The organism is Gordonia jacobaea (genome assembly GCF_001186365.1).
GTDB classification, from domain to species: domain Bacteria; phylum Actinomycetota; class Actinomycetes; order Mycobacteriales; family Mycobacteriaceae; genus Gordonia; species Gordonia jacobaea.
This window is the reverse complement of record NZ_LDTZ01000024.1, coordinates 69,905-92,560: the sequence shown is the minus strand read 5'-3', so window position 1 is coordinate 92,560 and position 22,656 is coordinate 69,905. Positions and strand designations below refer to the sequence as shown.

General features: G+C 57.9%; 18 protein-coding genes. 7 read left to right on the top strand and 11 right to left on the bottom strand.

Translation table 11 applies throughout. The annotated features are described in order from the left end of the window. Positions 1-141 precede the first annotated feature (141 nt). Genes ABW18_RS20455 through ABW18_RS20445 form a run of 3 tightly spaced genes read left to right on the top strand, consistent with a single transcriptional unit; the run spans position 142 to position 3,717 of the window. Positions 142-1,017, top strand: coding sequence for a glycosyltransferase family 2 protein (locus ABW18_RS20455; protein ID WP_083444481.1), 876 nt, complete (start codon positions 142-144; stop codon positions 1,015-1,017). Further along, positions 1,014-2,327: an FAD-dependent oxidoreductase gene (locus ABW18_RS20450; RefSeq protein WP_049700825.1), complete on the top strand. Its 1,314-nt coding sequence runs from the start codon at positions 1,014-1,016 to the stop codon at positions 2,325-2,327. The genes ABW18_RS20455 and ABW18_RS20450 overlap by 4 nt, the downstream gene beginning before the upstream one ends. Positions 2,328-2,355: 28 nt before the next feature. After that, positions 2,356-3,717, top strand: coding sequence for a sugar transferase (locus tag ABW18_RS20445; protein ID WP_049700824.1), 1,362 nt, complete (start codon positions 2,356-2,358; stop codon positions 3,715-3,717). On the opposite strand, the gene ABW18_RS20440 is transcribed toward ABW18_RS20445, so the two are convergent. Continuing rightward, positions 3,711-4,265 carry an arsenate reductase/protein-tyrosine-phosphatase family protein gene (locus tag ABW18_RS20440; RefSeq protein WP_049700823.1) on the bottom strand — a complete coding sequence of 185 codons (555 nt, stop codon included), beginning with the start codon at positions 4,263-4,265 and terminating at the stop codon, positions 3,711-3,713. The genes ABW18_RS20445 and ABW18_RS20440 overlap by 7 nt on opposite strands. Positions 4,266-4,425: 160 nt before the next feature. On the opposite strand from ABW18_RS20440, the gene ABW18_RS20435 reads away from it, so the two are divergent. Beyond that, a complete protein-coding gene (locus ABW18_RS20435; protein ID WP_049700822.1) occupies positions 4,426-4,794 on the top strand; it encodes a histone-like nucleoid-structuring protein Lsr2 in 369 nt (122 codons plus the stop codon). A gap of 22 nt (positions 4,795-4,816) precedes the next feature. On the opposite strand, the gene ABW18_RS20430 is transcribed toward ABW18_RS20435, so the two are convergent. Next, a complete protein-coding gene (locus tag ABW18_RS20430; RefSeq protein WP_049700821.1) occupies positions 4,817-5,239 on the bottom strand; it encodes a hypothetical protein in 423 nt (140 codons plus the stop codon). 130 nt (positions 5,240-5,369) lie between these two features. Between ABW18_RS20430 and ABW18_RS20425 the strand changes: the two genes are divergently transcribed. After that, a complete protein-coding gene (locus ABW18_RS20425) occupies positions 5,370-5,651 on the top strand; it encodes a hypothetical protein (protein WP_049700820.1) in 282 nt (93 codons plus the stop codon). Between the two features lie 225 nt (positions 5,652-5,876). Here the strand turns inward: ABW18_RS20425 and ABW18_RS20420 are convergent, their stop codons facing one another. Next, positions 5,877-6,650 (bottom strand): hypothetical protein, encoded by a 774-nt coding sequence (locus ABW18_RS20420; RefSeq protein ID WP_049700819.1) that lies wholly within the window; start codon positions 6,648-6,650, stop codon positions 5,877-5,879. 462 nt (positions 6,651-7,112) lie between these two features. On the opposite strand from ABW18_RS20420, the gene ABW18_RS20415 reads away from it, so the two are divergent. Then, the gene (locus tag ABW18_RS20415) at positions 7,113-7,535 is read left to right on the top strand and encodes a hypothetical protein (protein WP_049700818.1); all 423 of its coding nucleotides are present in this window, start codon (positions 7,113-7,115) and stop codon (positions 7,533-7,535) included. A 129-nt stretch (positions 7,536-7,664) separates the two neighbouring features. Then, positions 7,665-9,512, top strand: coding sequence for a DUF4012 domain-containing protein (locus tag ABW18_RS20410; protein ID WP_235434466.1), 1,848 nt, complete (start codon positions 7,665-7,667; stop codon positions 9,510-9,512). 1,116 nt (positions 9,513-10,628) lie between these two features. On the opposite strand, the gene ABW18_RS22565 is transcribed toward ABW18_RS20410, so the two are convergent. The 8 genes from ABW18_RS22565 to ABW18_RS20380 all read right to left on the bottom strand — a co-directional run bounded on the left by ABW18_RS22565 (position 10,629) and on the right by ABW18_RS20380 (position 22,326). Then, entirely contained in the window at positions 10,629-12,053 is a 1,425-nt protein-coding gene (locus ABW18_RS22565) for a polysaccharide biosynthesis tyrosine autokinase (protein ID WP_083444480.1), read from the bottom strand. A 31-nt stretch (positions 12,054-12,084) separates the two neighbouring features. Next, complete coding sequence (locus ABW18_RS20400) at positions 12,085-12,999, bottom strand: hypothetical protein (RefSeq protein ID WP_152930160.1); 915 nt, start codon at positions 12,997-12,999, stop codon at positions 12,085-12,087. Between the two features lie 417 nt (positions 13,000-13,416). Then, entirely contained in the window at positions 13,417-14,541 is a 1,125-nt protein-coding gene (locus ABW18_RS22820) for a hypothetical protein (protein WP_152930159.1), read from the bottom strand. 83 nt (positions 14,542-14,624) lie between these two features. Beyond that, the gene (locus ABW18_RS23380; RefSeq protein WP_083444479.1) at positions 14,625-15,581 is read right to left on the bottom strand and encodes a glycosyltransferase; all 957 of its coding nucleotides are present in this window, start codon (positions 15,579-15,581) and stop codon (positions 14,625-14,627) included. A 101-nt stretch (positions 15,582-15,682) separates the two neighbouring features. Next, a complete protein-coding gene (locus ABW18_RS23530; protein WP_083444478.1) occupies positions 15,683-16,717 on the bottom strand; it encodes a glycosyltransferase family 4 protein in 1,035 nt (344 codons plus the stop codon). Between the two features lie 47 nt (positions 16,718-16,764). Beyond that, entirely contained in the window at positions 16,765-17,979 is a 1,215-nt protein-coding gene (locus ABW18_RS20390; protein WP_049700814.1) for a glycosyltransferase family 4 protein, read from the bottom strand. Positions 17,980-17,990: 11 nt separating this feature from the next. Beyond that, complete coding sequence (locus tag ABW18_RS20385) at positions 17,991-19,256, bottom strand: nucleotide sugar dehydrogenase (protein WP_049700813.1); 1,266 nt, start codon at positions 19,254-19,256, stop codon at positions 17,991-17,993. A 1,558-nt stretch (positions 19,257-20,814) separates the two neighbouring features. Continuing rightward, complete coding sequence (locus ABW18_RS20380) at positions 20,815-22,326, bottom strand: sugar transferase (RefSeq protein WP_049700812.1); 1,512 nt, start codon at positions 22,324-22,326, stop codon at positions 20,815-20,817. Positions 22,327-22,656 lie beyond the last annotated feature (330 nt).

The following is a 22,656-nucleotide window of genomic DNA, read 5'->3' as shown; positions in this document are numbered from 1 at the left end:
TCTTCGCAAACCGAAGAAACGTACATCACTCGTCGATCGGCCAATAGACGCCGCCATGGCATTCCGGACAGAGTGGTGTTAATGTGAATCCACCATTCGTTATCCGACACGGGGAAGTCGGATCATTCCTTGGGGGGAAGTATGGTCATTGAATCCTTTCCGGATCAGACCACGAGTGTCATTCATTCGGATGACATTCATTCGAACAGCGCCCAGAGCGTGGGTCTCAAGAGCCGTGGCCCTAAGAGCCTGGTTCAGACACGAACGCTCCATCTGGTCCTGCCGGCCTACAACGAAGAAGACTCTCTTCGACCACTTTTCGAGCGGCTACGCCGAACGGAGTTGCCAATCCACCTGAAGGCGTGGGTGATTGACGACGGGTCGATCGATCAAACAGCCGCCATCGCCTCCGAAGGGCTCGAAGGACTCGATGTTCAACTCGTAAAGCACCCGGTCAATCAAGGTTTGGGGCGGGCAGTCCAGACGGGCATCCGTGCAGCACTCCGGGTCGCCTCGTCGGACGACATCATCGCGATCATGGATGCCGACAACACTCACGATCCTGCGCTGCTCGATGCCATGATCGCAGCGATCGACGCCGGTGCCGACCTGGCTGTTTCATCGAGGTTCACCCCCGGCGGCGACGACACCACAGCACCGCCTTTCAGGCGTCTGCTTTCGCGCGGAGCTGCGACCGTGTTCTCCCGGTTGATCGCGATCGAGGATCTCCACGACTTCACCTGCGGGTACCGGGCCTATCGAGTGTCACTGCTGCGCCGTGCAACTGAGTACTGGGGCGACAGTCTCGTCACCGAGCAAGGTTTCGCCTGCATGGTGGAGTTGCTGATGAAACTTCGGCATCTCCAGCCACGCGTCGTCGAGGTCCCGATGGTGCTGCAGTACGACCTCAAACAGGGCGCCTCCAAACTCAAACTCGCGCTGACGCTGCGACAGTACGCGAAACTCGTACTGCGCGAACAGATCACGCCTGTGCCTGATCTGGCAGCACGAAATTGATCTCCCAGAGTTCGACCGGCGTCACCGTCATCGGCGGAGGCATCGCCGGTCTGGTTGTCGCGTACCGGTTGGCCCAACGCAACGTTCCGGTGACCGTGCTCGAACAGGGCACGCAGCTCGGCGGACTCGGCGTTGAGGGCGAAATCGGAGGTCATCCGATCGAGCGCTTCTACCACTGCATCATGCCCAGCGACGACGCGTTGCTCGAGCTCCTCGACGACCTGGGCCTTCGCGAATCGATCGAATGGCGCTCCACCACCATGGGGATGCTGGTAGATCGTCACCGTTACCCGTTCAATACTCCGCTCGATCTGCTCAGGTTCCGCGCCTTGAGCATTCTCGAGAGAGTGAGGTTCGGTGCGGTGTCGGTGACGCTCCGATACCTCGGGCGAGGCAAAGACCTTGACCACATGACCACCGAGGCATGGCTATCGGAACTGTACGGCCCCGCTGTCTGGGCCAAGCTGCTCAAGCCCATGCTCGGCGCGAAGTTCGGGGATGCGTTCTCACTCGTGCCGGCTCGCTACATCTACGAGCGCCTGGGCAGAGAGAAGAACGTCGCCGTTCGCGGCTATCCGAGTGGCGGATACCGATCAATCGTCGAAGCGCTCTGTCAGGCGATACGCGACCGCGGAGGCATCGTCGAGACCTCCGCTCGGGTAACCGCCGTGACAGAGACCTCCAGCGGCGTCGAGGTAGCGCTGGATGACCGCGTGATCACCAGCGACTTCCTGGTGTCGACCGTTCCCATTCCGGTGCTCCATCAGCTCGCTGACGAGAGCCTCCGAGCAGCTCTTCCCCCGGCCGAGCACACTTATCAGGGCGTCGTCAACGCTGCGTTCCTGCTTCGCAAGCCGCTCGACGGACACTACTGGAGCCCTGTGATCGGTTGCGACACAGAGTTCGACGGCGTCATCGAGATGTCCGCGCTGTCCGGAACCCATCGCTACGGCGACCATTCGCTGGTTTACACAATGAAGTACACCACTCGAGACTCGCCTCTCTTCAGCGAGGATTCCGATGCGATTGCGGCCCGCTGGACAAGCCAGCTATGCGCCCTATATCCAGACCGGATCGCCAGCGACGACGTCCTGGCAGCCAAGGTCTTCGCCGCCCCCTTCGTAGAGCCGATCCCGTTTGTCGGTCAGTCACAACAGATTTCGGATGGCCATGTACCAAACACAAGACTCAGTATCGCCACAACCACTCAGCTCTATCCAGACGTCACGAGCTGGAACTCTTCGACTCGCCTTGCCGAGAGCGTCGCGCGACGAGTCGCAACGGCCGCAGTCTCGGTCGGCACGCCGTAACGTCACCACCCGCTTTCACGCACGTGTAGTGAGAGCGGCCGAGATACTCTCCATCGCTGGGGGGATCGCCTTCGCCGTCGCGATCAGCAACGACGTTCCGGTGGCGAAGTCCGTCGTCGAGCGCGTGGTGTTCGGTATCGGCATGGGGGCCTGCTGGGTGCTGCTGATGGCACGCGAGGATTCGACCAACCAACGGATACTCGGGCGTGGTCTCGAAGAGTTCGTTCGCGTGTTCGTGGCCACCGCCAAACTATTGGCGGTCGTCGCCGTGGTCGTACTCGTACTCGGGGTTCCGATTCCTCGCCAGACGCTTCTGATCGCAATCATCACCGGCTTCGTGGGGTGTATGACAGCGCACGCAGTGAGCTCGCTGTACATCGCTTCGCGGCGCCGACGCGACGGGGCGTCGTCGACGCGTGTGTTGATTGTCGGCGGCCCGGAGTCCGCGGTCCGAATGAGCGACACGATGACGAAGAACCCGTCGTTGGGCTACATTCCGGTCGGAACTGTCGAGCCGCCCGCTCCCGCCATCCAGGATCCGACGATGATCGAGGATCCCGGCTATATCGTCGATGCCGCCCTGAGTGCCGCAGCAGACTACATCGTCATCGCCTCGTCGACCCCGCTGGAAACAGAATGGCTGCGCGCGCTGCGTTTTGGCCTGTCCCAAGCCGGTATCGGCCTGTTGATCGCTCCGTCATTGGTCGGACTGGCACGTCCCAAGATCACCTTGGAATCCATTGCCGACGTCCCGCTCATCCACGTCGACGAGCCTGGCTACAGCAGTCGTTCCGGGTGGGGTAAAGCGCTGTTCGATCGATTCGTCGCCGCGACCGGACTTCTCATCCTCTCGCCGATACTGCTGGCAATCGCGATTGCTATCAAGGTCTCCGATCGCGGCCCTGTCTTCTACCGTCCGGAACGGATCGGCCGTGACGGCGAGTCGTTCCGAATGTGGAAGTTCCGTTCGATGTATCAGGACGCCGATAAGCGGCTGGCCGAGTTGCGCGGCAGCGGCCCCCAAGCGGATGACATGTTCTTCAAGATGAAGAAGGACCCGCGGATCACCCCGGTCGGCCGCATCATCCGCAGAACGAGTATCGACGAGTTCCCACAACTGATCAACGTGATCCTCGGCGAGATGAGTCTTGTCGGGCCGCGGCCACTCGTGCACGGCGAAGGACACACGTTCCCTGGGTTCGTCGAGCGACGCCAACTCGTGAAACCCGGAATGACCGGCTTGTGGCAGGTCTCCGGCCGCTCGGACACCACCGACGAGCAGCGTGTCGAGTTGGATATGTACTACGTCGAGAACTGGTCGATCGAGCAAGACGTCCGAATTCTCTTGCGTACCGTCGTCACGGTTGCCCGTGGCGAAGGAGCCTACTGACCTACGACCGACCGCCGAGCCCACTGCACAAGGGCACCGACTTGCGGCGACAGTTCACGATAGACGCGCTCGAAATCGGCTTTCGGTTGACCCATCGGGTCGAGGATGTCGAGGTGCGCGGAGTTGGTGTCGATTCGCCCACGTGCCGCCATGATCGCGTCGATACTCGGCGACGCGTCGGTCGTCGGGGTGTCGCCGTCGAGCACCGACACCAATTCGACGAACTCGATGAGCGTGAACATCCGCTTCCAACGGACCGGCAGCATTCGTTGACAGGCGGCACGATGCTCGCGAGTCATGCAGAGCACGATGTCTGCGGGCGCCAGTATGCGCGGTTGCAGATATCGGGACTCGAAACCTGTTGCATCGACGCGATTTTCGGCGAGTACTTCGCTGGCGAAGGGGTGCATCGCCTGCCCGTTGAGTGCTCCGACACCTGCGCTCGAAGCCGTCAACTCGACCCCTTGCTCTACGGCCACAGCACGGCAGATCCGCTCCGCCATCGGCGAACGACAGATGTTGCCGGTGCATACGAAAAGCGCGTCCATGCGCTCAGCCTATCGTCTCCGCATACGGGGTTTTTGATCGTAAATCTTGCCGCGTGGTCGTCGGTAAACTCGGATCTCTCGGACGATTACTCCCGTAGATTTGTGCGCGACTCACGTGTCTGTCGCTCGAACGTCCGACAGCATCAGTTAACCTCAACGCATGGCAACCATCCGCTCAGTCGCATTTGTTGATGATCTGGACGGTCGGGAGATCGACCTCGACGACGTCCACACGGTTCTCTGGTCCTGGCTCGGCGTTGAATATCAGCTCGATATTTCCAGCGCAAATCTCGACAAGGTCGAGAACGGCCGTGTCACCGTCGCCAAACTCCTTGAGGCTTCCACCAGGATCGGCGGCCGCAAGCAGTCCACGGCGCCTCGGGTGACCACCAAGAAGTCATCCGGCTCGTCCAAGTCGGCGGCGTCGACGAGCGATATTCGGGAGTGGGCAATCGAAGAAGGCTACGAGGTGGGCCCGCGTGGTCGGCTTCCCAAGGAAATCGTAGAAGCGTTCGAAGCCGCTCACTGAGCCATCACGCTCGGGGATCAGCTCAGATCCCCGAGCACGAACTTCCCAGATCCAACCGCCGTCCGACGTCGGCTCCGTGCAGTTTCCATGGTGAATTCCCTTGCCGCGCACCAAGTACGAAGCGTCCTTCCACAACAGGACTCCAGTGGAAAATCGCGACGTGTCTGCGTGGCACGACGTCGAAGGTGAATCGCAATAGCTTTCCATTGGCCAACCGCGTCGGTTGCCGGACAGAGAATGTCACCGGGTCGTCGTTTGTCACCCGCGCGGTGAGTGTGTACGTGCAACCCGCGCCGTATTTACCGGTTCCGCCGGGTTGCGCGACCGTCAAGGTGCGCACCGCGGCGTCAGCATGTGCAGGCATGACGCCGACCAACGCTCCCGCCGTAATCAGGGCAACGACCGCCGCACGGATCATCGAAACTGGTCGCGTAATGCGTGCCATTCACTCTCCCCATGCGTATCGGCGGTGCAACGCGCTCAGACTATCGACTATGTGAGACACATAGGGGATTCACAGCATTTACCGACGTCAGATCGGCTCGTCGTTATCATTACGCGGCAGAATCTATCGAGTGCGCGTCCCCGACTTCTTCCACGCCCTTGTCCTTCTCAATCTTCTGTTCGCCTGCGGGTTGTGGGCGCTCATGAGGCCATCGGGGCGTGCGTCGTTGGTGCTCGCAGGCGTCGCGGTCGCCTGGATTATCTGGAACGGCCCCATCGAGGGAGCCACCCTGATCGCATTCTCCTCGCGACACGGCGTCACCGAGTCCGATCTGCTGTCGCTGGTCGCATTCTGGATCGCCGGCTCCTCCTACGAGCGCATGCGCCGCAACTCGGCTGAGCCCACCCGCTGATCGAGCGCCTTAACCGCTGGTCGAGCGCCTTAACCGATGGTCGAGCTTGTCGAGACCCCCGCCGCTGGTCGAGCGCCCCACCGCTGGTCGAGCTTGTCGAGACCACCCCACCGCTGATCGGAGCCCCACCCCGCTGGTCGAGCCTGTCGAGACCACCCGCCACCGCTCGAGCCCCCACCCCGCTGGTCGAGCCCCACCCCGCTGGTCGAGCCTGTCGAGACCACCTCAAAGATCGTTGCTCGCCGACCACCCGGGGCTCGGAGTCATAGGCGCCCACGGCTGCGCGCCCTGGCTCGCCGCCCGATTCGGCACCGACGCAGGAACATTCGACGCGCACGCCCGCTGGTCGGCAGTCGGATTCGGATAGACCGCAGCAAAGTCGTAGCGCGAGACGTACCACCCGCCAAAGACGTTGCCCCCAGGCGTCCGTTGCGATCCCCGCACTCTGACCGGCGGCGCGCTGGCCTGCTGCCGGAAGTCGATTTCAACCGGTCGCGGCGTATCAACCCGCGAGCTCCACGGCGACGCCCCGCTGCCGCTGCGCACCGACGAATACCCGTACCGGCACAACACAATTCGCGTCCCATACGCACTGTCTTCTCGACGCAGCGCCGAGAAGAACACAGTCCCGACCGAGGGCTTGGCATCCGACACCTTCGACGGATACACCGTGATCATCTGATCAATGTTCGACGGCGCCGCCTCGGAGAACCCCGGGTACCCCCAGCTCGTCGACTGCGCGGCGTTCGCGATCTCGAACGATTCGACGAAGGCGCGAACAAACGTGCCCTCGGGGCCCGAGAGGTCGAGCGCACCACCCGGGATCCACCGGAAAGTCGTGTTGAAGTCTGTCGGAACGTGGTCGCTGGGCGCGGGCGCCGCCGAGACTGCAGTCCCTGACTCGGTGGTCACTCCACATCCGACCAGCGCGAACAAAACGCACAGGGCGGCCGACATCGTTGCGATCACTCCGCGATGCTTCTGCGCCACGACGATCACCCCTTCGGCTTCGGCCTGGCCCCGGGTTGTCGGCTTAGTTGCAGGGTAGGCATCGCAACCGCCACGCATGGGCAGTGCCGCGCATCAGAAAGGCGAAGATAGTGCAACAGAATGGAGTAGCTGAGGATTCCTAGGCCGCCAAACGAATCGATAGCCTGCTCACTACCGCAGCGGCCGGCCTACACCGTGTAGCCCCTTTGGAGGACACCCTTGCGAAGCCGAGCAAACCGTTCGCGAGAACCTCAGGGCAGCATGCGAGTCGTACACGTGCGAAATGCTTTCGACCGGCGGTTTCCGTGTTGACAACATAGGGGCCCTATGACAATCTGAGTGCAATTCTTAGCTGCCGCTAAGGCGAGTCCACACCGCTGTGGGCGCCCCCCTGATCAGAGCTCACCCGGAGGCCTCATGGCTACTGCATTTGCGCCCACAGTCAAGACCAGATTCTCCTCAAGGATGCGTATGGGCGCTGCGGCCGTGGCAGTCGCGTCCGCTGCCGCGTTCACTCCCGCAGTTGTGCATTCAGCACCCATCGCCGCCGCAGCGCCCGCGGCGCAGGTTGCATACATCACCAAGGGTGTTCCTTACGTCGTCAAGGCGTCTGCTGCACCCACGGCAGCGGCACAGCCCCTCAGCAACTGCCAACCGAACAACTTCGGCTGCTACCTCGTTGAAGGATTGAGGACCGCCGGCCAGCAGTTCAGGCAGGGTGCGGCCTACTGGACGCGGGGCGTAGCCAGCGTCGTCGGCACCGTCACTTACGTGACCACTGCAGCAACCGGGCAGGTCTTCAAGGCCATCGGCCTCAACCGTATCGGCTCGATCTTCACCTTCATCGCGAACACCATTGCGAGGATCACCAGGGTCGGTCCGTACGGCACGTAATCAGATGTGAAAATACTCGTCAGTTCACGTGACCACGTGGACTGGCGAGTATTTTTATGCGGATTTCACGATTTGTGCTCATCATGCGCCGAAACTTCGACGGCGCCCTAGTGCAGGGAACTAACTTCAGTGGGACTCTCCCCGCGTCGGTCGACTCATGACGGCTCGACCGACGGTTCTAAGGCGACCGACGAGAACACAACGACTACGAGCGACATCTTCAGACGACGCAATCTCGTGATTGCCGGGGTAGCAGTGCTCGTCATCGTCGCGGCGTACTGCGTGTGGCTCGTGTTTCAGGCGCAGTCGGTCAAGAGCAACCTCGAGCAGGCCCGCACGCTGTCGCAACAGTCCAAAGATTCTCTGCTGCATGAAGACATGTCGTCGGCGTCGAAGCTGGCTGGTCAGGCGGAGCAGCACGCACAGGACGCGAAAGACACCACTCACTCGGTGTCGTGGAGCGTTGCAGCAGCCGTGCCGTGGCTCGGCAGTCCGCTCAAGACCGGGCAACAGATATCCGACGTCGCCGCCGGCTTGACCTCCGAGGTCCTGAAGCCTGCAGCGCAGATGGGCGCCACCGTTGCGCCCGGTTCACTGCTCGCCGGCGGGCGCGTCGACGTCGCCAAATTACGCGATGAAGCGCCCGAACTCACACAAATTTCCGCAGCCGCAACCCGACTCGATAAAGACGCACAAGCGATACAGAATCCGCATTATGTCTCTGCTCTCGATACCGCACGGTCTCAGGTGCAATCGCAAACTGCCGACATAGCGACGCTGCTGAAGAATACTTCGATTGCGGCAAACATCGGCCCTGCAATGCTCGGCGCCGACGGTCCGCGGTCATACTTCATGGCATTCCAGACGAATGCCGAGGCGCGCGGCACGGGCGGCCTCCTGGGCGGATTCGGCATCCTGCGATTCAACGACGGCAAACCGACAGTCGACGACCTGGGCGCCAACAGCGAGCTCAACAAGACGTTCACACCGATCTCCCTCGGGCCAGAGTACGAGGAACAGTACGGCTACACCAACCCGAGCACCGACTTCCGAAACAGCAATCAGAGCGCGCATTTTCCCTACGCAGCTCAAATCTGGAAGTCGATGTGGAAGCAGCAGTCCGGCACAGACGTCGATGGCGTCATCGCCCTGGACCCCATTGCGCTGAGCTACATCCTCGGTGCCACCGGACCGGTCAAGATGCCCGACGGCGAGGTGATCACCAAGGACAACGTCGTCGAACTCACGGAGTCGACGGCATACACCCGGTATCCCGATGACCAGGCAGCCCGTAAGCAGTACCTGCAGGGCATCGCAATCGAGGTCGTCAAGAAGGTGACCGGGCCCCTCGAGTCTCCGCAGGAGGTGCTGCGCGCGCTCGGGCGCGGCGTCGGCGAACACCGGATCTCCGTGTGGAGCGCGTCGCCCGAAGAGCAGGAGCAACTCGAGCAGACCCCGCTCGCCAACACCGTTGCCAACGACAGAGCTCCGCACGCGCAGTTCGTCGTCAACAATCTTGGCGGCAACAAGATGGATTACTACCTGACTCGCCAAATCGAGTACAGCGCAGAGGGTTGCACCCCCGGCACACGAAGGTCGACCGCGACTATCCGGCTGACCAACACGATCAAAGACACGTCGGGACTACCCGACTATGTAGTGGGCAAGATGGGATTTCTACCGGGCTTGGCCTCAGGCGTACCGCGCGGTTCGATGATCACCTCCGTGCGTCTCCTCGCCACTACGGGCGCCGAGGTCGTCAGTGTTAAGGTGAACGGCTCGCCCGTGCAGGTCATCGGCTCATCAGAACGCGGACACCCCACGTTTGAAGCCACGTTCGCCGTGCCACCCGGCGAGACCGCCGAATTGACGTTCGAACTGACCGAACCCAGCACGCCCGGCGAGGCACAGGTCCCGGTGCAGCCACTCATCGACAATCCGACTCCAAAGGTGTACGTCCCTGAGTGCTCAGATTAGCGGCTAACACCGCTACAGAATTGCCGCGAAACAGCACTCAGGACCGCCAACCAGTCCGGGCGAACTACGTCGTACCGTTCCCCAAGTATTGAGTTCGTGAACACGATTCGAGTGTCATCGCACAACCCCGCACGACCCGGATCGGTGACCATTGCGAGCAGACCGTCGGGGTATGTGCTCGACGGTCGCCGACCTGCAACTCGTCGCTCGGTCTGAAACCGTCGCTGACGACTGGCCACCACCAACTAACGCGATCACTTCTCTCGTTGCCGCAAAGCCGTCATCCGCTTCTGATACTGCAGACAGTAAAGCTGGCACGGGTCGATTCAGTGCATCGCGCATGTGCTGCTACGTGTCGTCGGCGTCGGGCCTCACGCGCGTTTTGGCGGCGACCTGTTGCACGATTGACGCGATCAAAATCGTGCTTAGTCGCTGCTTCGATCCAGGGTTTCGTGATCATCGCCATCTAGCGCCCATGGGGCCAACTCAGTGATACGGCTGTAGTCGCTTCTAAACCTCCCCTTGCTGGTGGCGCGCCGCTCTCCTCGCCCCACCCAAACGCCAACGAGGTATACGCCTTCGGCCAACACAACGGTCACAGCGGTGCATCGCACGGCACAGCACTCCGCGTAGAACGAGCGCATACACCAAGTGCGACAGTCGGACTCGCCGGCGCAACCTCTGCCTGAGCAGAATGCGCCGGCACCGAGATCACACGGAGAAGCGACTCGACTGCGACGTTCTCCACGCGCACCTACACGCTCCGCTACGACCGAATTTGATCTCGGCACCCCTCCTACGATCCACAACATCTGTCAGCACATCGCGGAGCTCGACACCAGCATTCTCACCGACACCGCCGACGGCAACTTGTTCATACGAGGCTCTCAGCCCCATCGGGCGACGGTCGCGCCGTTACAAACCCGCCGATCGATGAACCTGCCACGCGCGCGTCGAGGTCGAAGGAGACGGACGCTACTGGGGCAGCAAGACAATTATAAAGTGAAAGCGACCAAGCCCCTGAAATCCGGCCTTCCGCTACAACAGCTCGAATAATGCACTCGCATCCTAACCGAATATGCTTCATCGAATCATGAAAGCCGTCACAGACTATAATCAGTCCCTCGATGAAAGCGAGGATCGTCCGGAACTGTCGGACGTATCCTGCGAGTACTTGTCATAGTAGCCACTCGAAGCCTCTACCGAATTCATGACAGTACCGAGAACTGACAGATTTGCCACGTTCAGCGTCTTCACAACCCGTTCGAGAGCATGCGACGTCGTGACGCCAGACCTCACCACCAGGAGAAGGCCATCCGTTCGATGCGCCAGCACAAGGCTGTCTGATACAGGCAACAAAGGCGCCGAATCTAAGATTACGAAATCAAACTCACGTTGCAAATCAGCAATGCACGACTCCGCAGCCTCAGAACCAAGCATCTCGGAAGGATTGGGGGGGATCTCTCCCGCCGACATAACCGACAAACCAGCGAAGTCAGTAGCTTGCAGAGCATCGGCCAAAGACACATCGCCTCTCAGATACGTCGTGAGCCCGATGGCCCCATTCACGCCCAGCACCCGAGCCACCCGCGGTCTCCGCAAGTCAGCATCAACCACCACAACCGAGAACCCCGCTTCGACCAGCGAAAGTGCGAGGCCAACAGAAACTGTAGTCTTTCCCTCCCCCGCAGACCCGCTGGACACGACGATCGTCCGCAGGGGTGAATCAACCCCTATAAAAGCCAGATTCGACCTAAGCTTCCGACAAGCCTCTGCCAGCAGATTGCCACCTTCAGCGAGGTTTGCCACGCCTGTGCCGTCAAGTTCCGCATCAAAGGGCAGCTCCGCAACCGTTGCAGCACCTACAATCGCCTCAACTTCGGCCGCTGACCTAACTCTAGAATCGAACAAGTCGCGCACCCAACACACAAACAAACCAAGGAGTCCGCCCGCGAGAATTCCTAATCCACAGAATTGCCAGCTCTTTAGCGAAACAGGAGCAGATGGCACTGTAGCCGGACTTACTAAAGTCACTTTCGCCAGAGCGTCACCTCCGTCGGAGGGCTTCTCGAGATCTCGAACATAGTCGGCAAGCGCCGAGGCCACACCATTCGCCAAGCTCGCAGCTATCTCGGGGTTAGGATTTCGAGCGGTAATTGACATGAGGACAGTAGCAGGCGTTGCCGTCGCCTCAAGGTCACGCTGTGCGTCCTCCACTGACAACGGCGAACCAATCCTTGCCAACGCAGAAGAAACAATTGCATCAGAAGTCGCCAGGCGCGTATAGGACGTTACACGCTGCTGCGACGCGAGTGAACCTTGATAGGCACTCTGTGAATTTGCGTCCGAGCCCGAAGTCACATACACAGTCGCCGTCGCGGAGTACGTCGGAGTTTGAATCATGCCTATCCCAAGGCCAACAATTCCTCCAGCCAAAGAGAACAGAGCGATCCACCACCAGTACCGAAGCACCGACCGCGCCCACCTCTGCAGCGCAACCGCACCGGTACTTGGGAGCCGAGAGCTACTTTGCGAAAACATAAACAGGACTACCCTTCAATTCGAAACTTGGTCAGTAAGGCCTTCGATCACCAATCACACTCCGTCGCAATCTAAACGAGTCCAGAATCCATGAAGATAGAACCAAAGCAGCGACGACAAGTAGTGTGAGCACGGTCAGCGATGTCGGAGTCCCGGTCCCGTATATTCCCAGAATAAACACCGGAAGAATCATTAGCAGCATCAGCGAGTAAAACAGACGGCCCGATGTGTAATATCTAACTAGTAGCCAACTGAAAATGAGCGCATAAACGAACCCGCCTACAACGACGCCCGACTCACCGCCGATAAAGTACAACGTCGAAGGCGTTCCGCCGGGTCTGCTCACCATGACCGTCGAACCAGCCGAACGATATACATCAACTGTCTCAGCTGTCACAGTTGATGAGAACCATGGCAGGAAGCTAAAGACATCAGTAAAAAGTAGCCCGAAACCCGACTCCGCGTGATAAACAGGCACCGCAAAATGCGCAACTCGCGCAGACTCGCCGATAATTCCGGCAGTCGCCACGAGGTACTGCAGAGCAGCCGGGCGGACGCCTCCATAGTAAATAAATTCCGAATTTGAAGATGGGGCCGTGTTGAGTTCCGGCTGTCGGAACTGTGCGAGCAGACCCAATGCGCCAACTAACAAGACGACCAAAGCGACTAGAATAGCGACTTCCCTGCGCGAGAAGGGCTTCAGTGAAATACCATCATCCGCCAGCACAAAGAACATCCGTCGTACCAGTAGCATGAGGATTATGAGTCCGGGAACCGTACGGCCACCTAAGATTGCGGTAGTAACCAGTATCGCGCCCACCAGAAATAGGTCGCGCTTGCACAGCTTCTGCCTCTGCACAGCCAAAAGCACCGCAACCGAACCAAGAGAAACGGGTGACCATACCGCACCGATCAAAGATTCATTGCGTGACGAATCGCCGAGCACAGGATTATACCGAGCTGCGCCGCTAACAAATCCCGCTGCAATTAGAGGCAGCGATAAGACACATCCCACCCGCGCGCAACTGAGCAACGAAGGCGAGAACCTGTAACTCGCTCTAGACGCGCGCAGTGGAATTGGAACAAACCAAAGACCCACCATAAATGCGGCAACAAAGCCGCAGATAGATACAACAACCGAAGTCGCAGAACTGAACGCAAATGACATCGGACCACGCGCTACGAGTGCTTCAAAGATCCAAGCCAACGCCAAGACACCAGTTATCATTGACAACCGGAGACGCGCGCGCAGAACCGGGGACGATCCTAGGCGATCAGCTTGACCCTTGGCTCCTGCAAGCTCGTCAGTAGGCAATGACGAACTCCCAGACGTTGCTTCCCGAGAAACCGCGCTCACCTCAAATCACAGCCTTCCGCGTCGAAACAGAAACAACGCCAGCATATTTCCACTCATACCGACCAGGGCTGCTGCTAAAGTAGCAAGCGGTGCAAGAAGAGCTCCACCAAGCATACCCAACACTAGAATAATCGACCAGTATACAGCCGCGCTGGCCAAACCGATGCGGAACGCGAACCGCGCGCCGCGCACCCGTGACACCTCCGCAAGCGGAACCACAGACATCGTATTAATCACCGCCGCAACGCCAAGCGCGATAGCCACAAAGACAAGCCAATCGAAATCACTCGCCTCAGACCGCGCTGAGAACATCAGTCCTATAAGATCTCCAACAAACAGCAGTACGCCGGCGACCAAACCCAACATTGCCATGACGGCGCCGCTTGAGAATCGTGAGGCACCACGGCGAGCCATCAGTGGTGGCAAAACAGCGGCTCCGACAATGCTGCCAAGCGAAGCTATAGTCTGGAAAAGCCTAAAAGCACCCAACTGCGCAGCTGAAACCGCGCCAGACAAGATCACCAACTCGCCCGTACCTGATGCAACGGATGTAAGTGCCCATGCCGCATAATGAACTCCGAAGTCCCGTGGCGAAAGGCCTCGACTTGCCTGAACCGTGGGAAAGCTCCGCATGGCTCTGACGGTAAGCGCAACACCAATAAGAGACTTGGACACAATGCAAACCGCTACGATCCACGTCGAACTCGAAACTCCCACAACGAATGCGACCGGTAACCCAAACTCAGCGAAGCCAAAAGCGAACGCCCTGGCTTGCCTACCCCTTTGAAGCTCCCAGGCGAAAGCCATCTGGCCGAAACTCAAAAGTAGACCGATCGATAAAAGCAGGCACATTGTCCAGCTCAAATGCAGAACGCCAAATGCTACCAAACCACACAAACACAGTACGGCTATTAGACTGAGAGTAAGTCTCCCTTTGAAACAGGTGACCAACTCGCCCGAAGAAACATCGTCTTTTGTCAACAGCCACTGCGAAACTCCGAACTCAGTCAGAATGAGCAGAAACTGCCAAAGACTAAGCGCGAGCGCCGCATCACCGAGACCAGAAACCCCGGACCTGAGGGTGAGTACAACAACTAACGCGAGTGGCAGCGCGCGAGGAGCAAGATACAAGACACTAGTAGCTACCGAGCGCCTATTGACAATAGAAAGAAGGCGTCCGAGTAGAGGCCACTGCCTAGATTGGCACGCATCCGTCACTCTTCGCACCGCCGACCCCAAGTGGCCACATCCGACAAAGCTCTATGCGTTTGACGTAGCTTGCGCACGTCGCGGAGTTGCCAAGCAACGATAGAGGCCCTCACCGGGATATTGAACCAGAAGCGCCAAGCCCAGGCATGCCTGAAGCTTCTGCGTCGCTTGAGTAGCATGTCGTAGAGCAATACCTTGGCAGCGACAGGAATCGCAAGAACGAAGCTGGACACTTGATAGTTCAAAATAATTGACGCAATTAGATTCGCTGCGCCTCGTGTTTCGAACTTAAACCTTTGCCGGTCATCGACAGGCTTGCTCGATGACTTTCGATGCTTCAGAACGATATGGGGATCGCGTAGAACTTTCAAACCTCGAGCGGCGAGCGCGTAGCACGCATCAATATCCTCTCCATAGGTGTGAAATAGGGGCGGCAGGATTCCTAGCTCTTCGAACAAACTGCTGCGAATCACCGGCGCCACGAAAAGATCCCCAAAAATTGGGTAACGATCGACCTCATCTGCCCGTGGTCGGGGCATCCGCCATCCCCTTAGTCCGCTCCACCAGCAGTCACGGCTCTGAACTGATCCATCAGGATTAAGAACCATTGGGAACAAGACGTCGGCGCCACTTGCGCCTATTCCCTTCATTACTCCGCTCACCGCGTCATCTGTGAGTCTAACGTCGTTATTTACCAACCAACAGTATTCACCCTGGGCATTGTCGGTAAGGAGTCGCATACCGCCCGAGTATCCCAAGTTCTCGGCGGTTTCCAGCAGAGAGACATGTCGCCAAAGCCTCCAAGAAGTCGGGACGGGCAAGTCTGATCCGTTGTCAAGGAGCAGAACCTCGATCTCACCAAGTGGGAACTTCAAGAGCTGGGGTTCAAGATCAGAAATTAGACTCTCGGTGTCGGATGCACCGTTCCAGTTTATGATTAGGATCGACAAAATGGGCTTCATTTAGCGGCTACTTCCTAGCTCGGGCACCAGCGCATGACGTATCTCAGCGAGAGTAGACGCGTCAAAACTCCGACGACCGCGCCCCGGCAAATACCGACCGCTCATGGCGACCCAGGACTTCTTCGGCTGTCTTCGAGCTGTTCTCGCCAAAGGTCACGAATCTGGTTTCGCGAAAACGGCTGAAGGCGGACTCCGATCGAGCCTTGATCTAGAGGGACAGACTGCGCTGCGACCTCTAGAATCTTGTTAGCGTAGTCAGCCGGGGAGTTCCTTGCGCAGGCACCCGATATCACCTGTGGTATAACCTCGTTCATCACAGGCTTATCGAGGGCAACTACTGGCACCCCAAACTCACATGCCTCAAACAACGAGTACCCGAAGGTCTCCGCGTGAGACGGATGCACCATTATATCCGCATCAGCTAGAAGACGCGACGCACGTGGAATGTGACCCAACAGTTCGACGCGATCACTAAGCCCATGTTGGCGAATTAGGCGCTCCAGGCCCTCTCGCTCGATGCCTTCCCCAGCGATCTGCAACCTGTAGGCCTGGGGCAAGTAGGTTAAGGCCCTTATTGCAAGGCCCCAGTTCTTTCGTTGGCTCAGACTACCTAGACCGACTAGACGTATTTGCCCAGGCGCACGCTTCTTTGTCCCACCAGCACCATGTGAATGATCTATATCCACGACGTTAGGAATTATAGTTATAGCACTAAATGGCCATACAAAATACTTGACTGCCACACGCGATGCAGCACTAACGCAAACCACGTGTTCCAAGACAGGAGAGAATAGTCGCAACATCAGAGCCGCAACTAAGACACGCAACTCGTTGCGCAACCTCCACGTAAGAATTGAGTGCTCCCAAAGTATAACTCTCCGACGCGCAAATATGCAGGCTATAGCGCAGGCAGCGAAGGACCACACGCCCACAGCTACGATGGGAGCCTGGTTAGGAGCGTCACGAAATTTGCGATAAAGACTGGGTACCGCATCTATCCGTCCTTTCCAGCCCGGCGGCTTCGAGAGACAAATCGTCTCACAGGCTAGATCGGGTGAATCTGGGCCGCTGATCACGACAAGCATTGCGTCGTCCTTCCCAAATCCGCGCAACAAGTCGAGCACCGCACGCTCCATGCCGAGCCTTGGTACCAGACGGTCAGCGACAAAGATCGGACGATTGTTCACGCGTCATACCTTGGACTCACCGAGAGTACGGTCTCGTACGCTCGGTACAAGTAGGGAATCTGGGCCTCCCAAGACAGGAACTCGGAGAAACGCTCGCGACCCTCTTTCGCCATTCGCCGGGCTTCTGTCTCATCCTCTAAGACGTACTTAATTTCCTCGGCAAGCGAAACCGCGCTATTGGGCCTCGCATACCGCGCGGCACTCTGCGCCGAGTACTTTCCCTCCATCACGTCGAACTGAACAATTGGGCGACCCATCGCCATGTACTCTACGATTTTGTTCATCGTAGACAAATCATTCATCTTATTTACCTCGTCGGGGTTTACACACACGTCGGCCGAGGCCAGTACACTACGAAGATCCTCGTCACTTAAGCGTCCGTGGAATTCAACTCGATCTGCTATCCCGAGTTCACCAGCGAGGTTCTTCAGACGTTCGACATCAGGCCCGGAGCCAACAAGTGCAAGCTGTACATCGCACGACTCTTCGATGAGATGCTTAACTGCCCGTAGCAAATATTGTATTCCGTCCTGCTTTCCCATCACTCCGACGTATCCGATCAGGTATCGTCTGTCGCGACGCCATGCGTCGTCTACTCTCCCGTCCTGAACCCATTCAGCACGTGGACCCGAACGAACAATTGTGACCTCATTAGTATTCTTTTTTCCGCGAGTGAGTGCGATACTTCGGTAGCTGCTATTGGTTGCGATTACGTGATCGGCTGCGGAGTACGTAATTCTTTCGAAGATCAGTGACACGCGTCTGAGGACTCGGACTAGTGGCATTTCCTTCGCCTCAACTAGTTCCGGTCCGAGATCGTGCTGATCAAAGATCAACCTTGTTCCCCTCTTTTTTAGGTGCCTCACGGAGAGATACAAAAAGTCGGGTGGGTTGCATATATGCACGATATCTATGGACCGCATCCGAGCAATCTTGCGCGACAGCATGTAGATTTTGGTCATCGACAGCGCATACTCGCGAATGTAGCCGAGGGCGGTACCTCCCTCAGGCGGTGCCGGGTATCGGACAATCTCGATTCCATCTATATGAAATGTGCCTACCGGATGCTTGTCGTCTGCCGGACAGATCACCGTGACGGAGTGCGCTTTAGCGCCGAGCGCTAGCGCCTCCTGCCACACGCGACGGTCAAAGGGAACCGGAAGGTTCTGGACTACGATTAGTACGTTGGCTGCAGAAAGCGTTTTAGACATCGTTGCAACTCCTAATCAATCTCATAGATGCCGACAGTGTCTTTCTGAAACTCTATTTGGTGAGACAACCCTTGCGTGCACTCGATGACTCGGTCAAACCTGCTCGACTTTGCGTGATCTGCGTCAACCAGCATCTCGTCTATCCCGGGTATCCTTCCGTAGATGTAGCCTAGATTCTGGCCGACTAAATCTGCCGTCTTAAGATGCGGCTCATAGATTCGGACATGGAATCCGGATTCAATGAGGGAAGCCGCAAGATCAACATGAGGGCTTTCTCGTAGATCGTCCGTTCCTGCCTTAAAAGCTAGGCCGAGCAGAAGGATGGATGAACCCGGGTCTAGATCCTTAACCGCACGTTCGAATTGGAACGACTTGTGAGCTTCATTGCTGCCGATCACTGCTGATATTATCGGCGCGGATACTGCCTTCGTGTCGCTTAGATTTACAAAAGCTCGAACATCCTTAGGCAGACACGATCCACCGAATGCTCCGCCTGGCCGAAGGTACTTCGCAGAGATGTTAAGTTGAGTATCTGACGTAAATATATCGGCGATAGTCTGAGCCGAAATGTCGTGCGCGTAGGCAATTCTTCCGATCTCATTAGCAAATGATACTTTGAGTGCATGCCATGTATTGTCAACAAATTTTGTTATCTCGGCTTCTGGAAAGGTGACGTTAAACAAGGGTGCAGAAATGTTCTTGTTCAGTTCATTTAACGTCTTGGATCCTGTTCCGCGCTTCGTGCCTACGACGATTTTCGGTGGATTGTAAAAGTCCTTTACTGCAGTTGCTTCGCGAAGGAATTCTGGATAGTAGACGAGTTCTACTTTTTCCTTCAGCGTCTCCCCTATACTTTTTTCGAATAATGGGGCGATCATATCCTCCATTGTTCCAGGCCTGAATGTTGATCGGAACGCCACGGTAATCGGGGTCCTACGCTCCGAATCGATCGCAGTCGCAATCTGTCGAGTTGCCTCTGCGATATAGGTCATGTTGTGTGATCCGTCAGGTGCGCTCGGTGTGCCGACGCATACTATTACCAACTGAAAATCGTCGTCCAGAGTAGGCAGTTTTTCGCTGGCTTCTAGATTTCCTTGCGCAACCTCCAGTGCGATCATACGATCCACTTCGGGTTCGGAGATTGGGCTCGCACCAGCATTGATGGCACGAACCTTAGTTGGGTTTGGGTCGACTCCGACGATGCGGTTACCGGCCGCGGCCAGACAGGCAGCTGCCGTGACACCGACGTAACCCATTCCGACGATCGCGATTTTCACTCTTTTCAACTCTCCCTTTGCGTAATACTTCGGGCCATCACGGAATCAACTTTTGATCAGCGGCTTCAAAACAACTTCGATAACTACAGCTAGTTGAGCGGCGTATAGCAATAGCAATGGGTATTTCCTAGACCACCGGTTGCTGCCGAATATTGCGACAATTACGAGAATTGATAGTCCAGCCATTGGTAGTTCAACGTATTTTTGAAACAATTGTGCTGCTGCCAATCCGGTCACGGACATCGCAACCGCAGAAGTTCCAACTATGACCTTTAGTGCCGGGTCCAAGCGGGCGCAAACTAGATATAGTGACGCGCCTCCGGCAGCCGAAAGAACAATGAGCCCTACCGACCTACTGCTTATCGCTGGCATATGGTCAACTGCACTCCAGATCAGTCCGCCCCGGCGACTTGAGTCAGACGTTGGCATACTCGGGAAAATTGCCGCAGGTAGAGCAGCACATATTGCTGACACAGACGCAAGCCGCAAACTTCGGCGACTCAATGGACGCTCGCTGCAGCATAAGAGTATCGGTACGAAGAATATCGCAGCTACAGCCGCTACATATGATGGTGCGACAAGACTGATGGACTGAGCGTTATATGCTGCTGCGGCGGGCGGCGTTAATCCGCGCCATGTCCATAAGAGGAGTGCGAGCGTCACCACTGACGGCGCGATGGTCCTAGCCACAGCACGTACGAAGGTTTTTAATCGCCGAGGTTCACGATCAGACCAATAGGCAAAAGCGTAAAGTGCAAATATTGGCACTAGAATCCACACGCTGTTCTGCCGTGTCGCTACGGCACATGCTGCGAGAATGCCTACTAAAATCTGCCTACTCGCACCGTTTCGGTTCCCAATGATCACTGCTAGTGCACAGAAGACAAAGAGCAGAGCAGCATTGTCGGTCAACATCCAGAGTGCCGACTGCCAGAAGTAGACCGAAGTCAAGAGTGGCAGAATTCCTATTACTCGGAGTGCGAATGATGGAAGGCTTCTGGTGTATCGAGCTACCGCGAATGCGAGCGCTACGGAGAATAGGCCAGCTACGAACTGGGTTCCACCCTCGTTTAAGTGCAACGGCCCGGCTAGAGTTGCAACCGCGACGTGATAGAGCGGCCCCGTTGCGGTTGATAGTCCGTTCAGATCAAAACTGGGAAAGTCTCGTACTATTTTTGTGACGTCTGGGTAATGGAAGTCTCTTTGGTCACGACCCGCTGACGTAACGAGCTTGCCGACTGTTGCGCTACCCGCGATCGCTAGAGCTACGATTGCTGCGGTCATTACTGCGAACAGGTCCAAGTGTTCGCCCAAGTGGCGGAACTTGCCGAAGACACGCGATGGTGCTGACTGCGGATGTAGTTCATTAAGTACTGGGGCGTAGGTATCGCTGTTCTCAGAGGTCTTCCGGTTATCAACTTGACCTTCGTTGATACCCTTCATATTTTACTCGCACTACCCTGAACCGATGTTTGGCGATAGGCGCACCTTGGAGAATCATGTCGTATCTGGTCGCACATAGCTCGTCGCGAGAACCGTTCTTTAGGCGCATACATACTTAGTACGCCCCCTCTTTCGCGACTACCGCCTGCGCGGTGCGCCACAGAATTACGATGTCCTGCATCATCGACCAGTTCTCTACATACGAGAGATCAAGCCGCACAGACTCTTCCCATGTGAGATCAGATCGGCCCGACACCTGCCACAGCCCGGTGACCCCTGGTTTCACGAGCATCCGTCGAGACACTCGGCCGTCGTACTTTTCCACCTCGTCGGGCAGCGGTGGTCGTGGTCCCACGAGGCTCATCGAGCCCCCGAGCACGTTGAAAAGCTGTGGGAGTTCGTCCAGGCTGTATCGACGAATGAACTTGCCGACTCTCGTCACGCGCGGGTCGTCGCGCATCTTGAACAACACGCCCGCCCCTTGGTCGAGGTGCGCAAGCTTCGCCTTCTTCTGATCGGCGTCCTGCACCATCGACCGGAACTTCCACATGCTGAACGGTTCGTTGTTGAGGCCGACCCGCGTGGCTTTGTAGAAAATCGGTCCGCGGGAATCGAGCTTGACCGCCACCGCCACACAGAGCATCACCGGCGCCGCGAGCAACAGCGCGAGGCTCGCGCCAAAGCGGTCAAAGAAGCCCTTGCGGAACTTGTTCGCTCCCTCGTAGCGGGGCTTGTCGATGTGTAGCAGTGGCAGGCCGGCGACCGGGCGGACCATCATGCGTGGTCCCGCCACATCCGTAACACCGGGCGCTACAAGCATTTCGACGTGAATGCCCTCAAGGTCCCAGGAGAGATCCTGCATGGCCTGATGGCCCAGCGCCTCGGCGCTCGTCACCGCGACTGTCGTCGCTCCCGTGTGCAGCACCGCGTCGCGTACGTCGTCGAAGTCGCCGAATACTGGGATCATCTGCTCTGCTACCCGGAGCTCTTCGGGCGTTCCGCGTCGACTCGGCGGTAGACACACGCCCACCACGTCGTAGCCGAGTGTCGGGCTCTTAAGTAGGCGCTCGACGAGAGGTTTGGACGGGCTGACCGCTCCCACTACCAGCACTCGCTCGAGGTTCTGCGACTTGGCGCGCTGCCGAATCAGGTCTTTACGCCACATCCAGCGCGTGAGGAGGAGACCCAAAGTCCCGGCAGGTAGGGCGACCAGCAGAAAGCCGCGTGCGATGTTGAGTCGGAACACAAGATCAAGCATTGCCAGCACGCCGAACAGTGATAGGCATGCAGTGATCACTCGGCTGTACTCCTGCGGTCCCGAGCCCACGATGCGGCGATCGAGCGACTGAGTCGCTCGTAGCGCGAAGAGCCAGCAGACGATGAGCGCGATCGACACGAAGGTCGCAGGCAGGCCCCATCCGCCATTCGGCTGCAACGGGTCGTCGGACCCGAAGCGGAAGATCTGCGCGGCGAGCACAGCGACGGTCACCACGACTGCGTCGCTCCAGCTGACCCGTGTCAGGTATGCCGTCACCCATGCTCGGGGCGATGCGAAAGACGTCCTCGCCGAGATACGGAAAAACCTACGCGACCCGTTGCCAAATGAAAGCTCCCGTTCGGCGGTCATGACGCCACCCGGTCGCTAGACGAGTGTGGCGTCGACCGCCCGAAGCGGCCAGCATCGATCTCGACGCAACGAAGGAACACTTCCTTCTCCTTCTCGACGCGTGAGGTACTCACGACAGAACCAACCCCGACGGTGGAGCGCATACGTTCAGAGTGTTTCGCACGCGTACGAGAAAGATACGATGCTCGTAATTGCGACACAATTCGGGGGTCTCTTTCGCTCGGTGTGCGTGTTTCATGGATGTGACTGCGGTCACAGCGTTGTGCGAACACGTCTGCACTACAACAGATCCCACTGACACTGTGAGCGCCCTGACCGTCACATGTGCGT

Excerpts from the sequence above, each read along its gene's own strand:
- ABW18_RS20430 (WP_049700821.1), bottom strand. The coding sequence starts at position 5,239 with ATGGCACGCATTACGCGACCAGTTTCGATGATCCGTGCGGCGGTCGTT.
- ABW18_RS23380 (WP_083444479.1), bottom strand. The coding sequence starts at position 15,581 with ATGAAGCCCATTTTGTCGATCCTAATCATAAACTGGAACGGTGCATCC.
- ABW18_RS20435 (WP_049700822.1), top strand. The coding sequence starts at position 4,426 with ATGGCAACCATCCGCTCAGTCGCATTTGTTGATGATCTGGACGGTCGG.
- ABW18_RS20390 (WP_049700814.1), bottom strand. The coding sequence starts at position 17,979 with ATGTCTAAAACGCTTTCTGCAGCCAACGTACTAATCGTAGTCCAGAAC.
- ABW18_RS22565 (WP_083444480.1), bottom strand. The coding sequence starts at position 12,053 with ATGTTTTCGCAAAGTAGCTCTCGGCTCCCAAGTACCGGTGCGGTTGCG.
- ABW18_RS23530 (WP_083444478.1), bottom strand. The coding sequence starts at position 16,717 with ATGGAGCGTGCGGTGCTCGACTTGTTGCGCGGATTTGGGAAGGACGAC.
- ABW18_RS20415 (WP_049700818.1), top strand. The coding sequence starts at position 7,113 with ATGGGCGCTGCGGCCGTGGCAGTCGCGTCCGCTGCCGCGTTCACTCCC.
- ABW18_RS20380 (WP_049700812.1), bottom strand. The coding sequence starts at position 22,326 with ATGACCGCCGAACGGGAGCTTTCATTTGGCAACGGGTCGCGTAGGTTT.
- ABW18_RS20440 (WP_049700823.1), bottom strand. The coding sequence starts at position 4,265 with ATGGACGCGCTTTTCGTATGCACCGGCAACATCTGTCGTTCGCCGATG.
- ABW18_RS20455 (WP_083444481.1), top strand. The coding sequence starts at position 142 with ATGGTCATTGAATCCTTTCCGGATCAGACCACGAGTGTCATTCATTCG.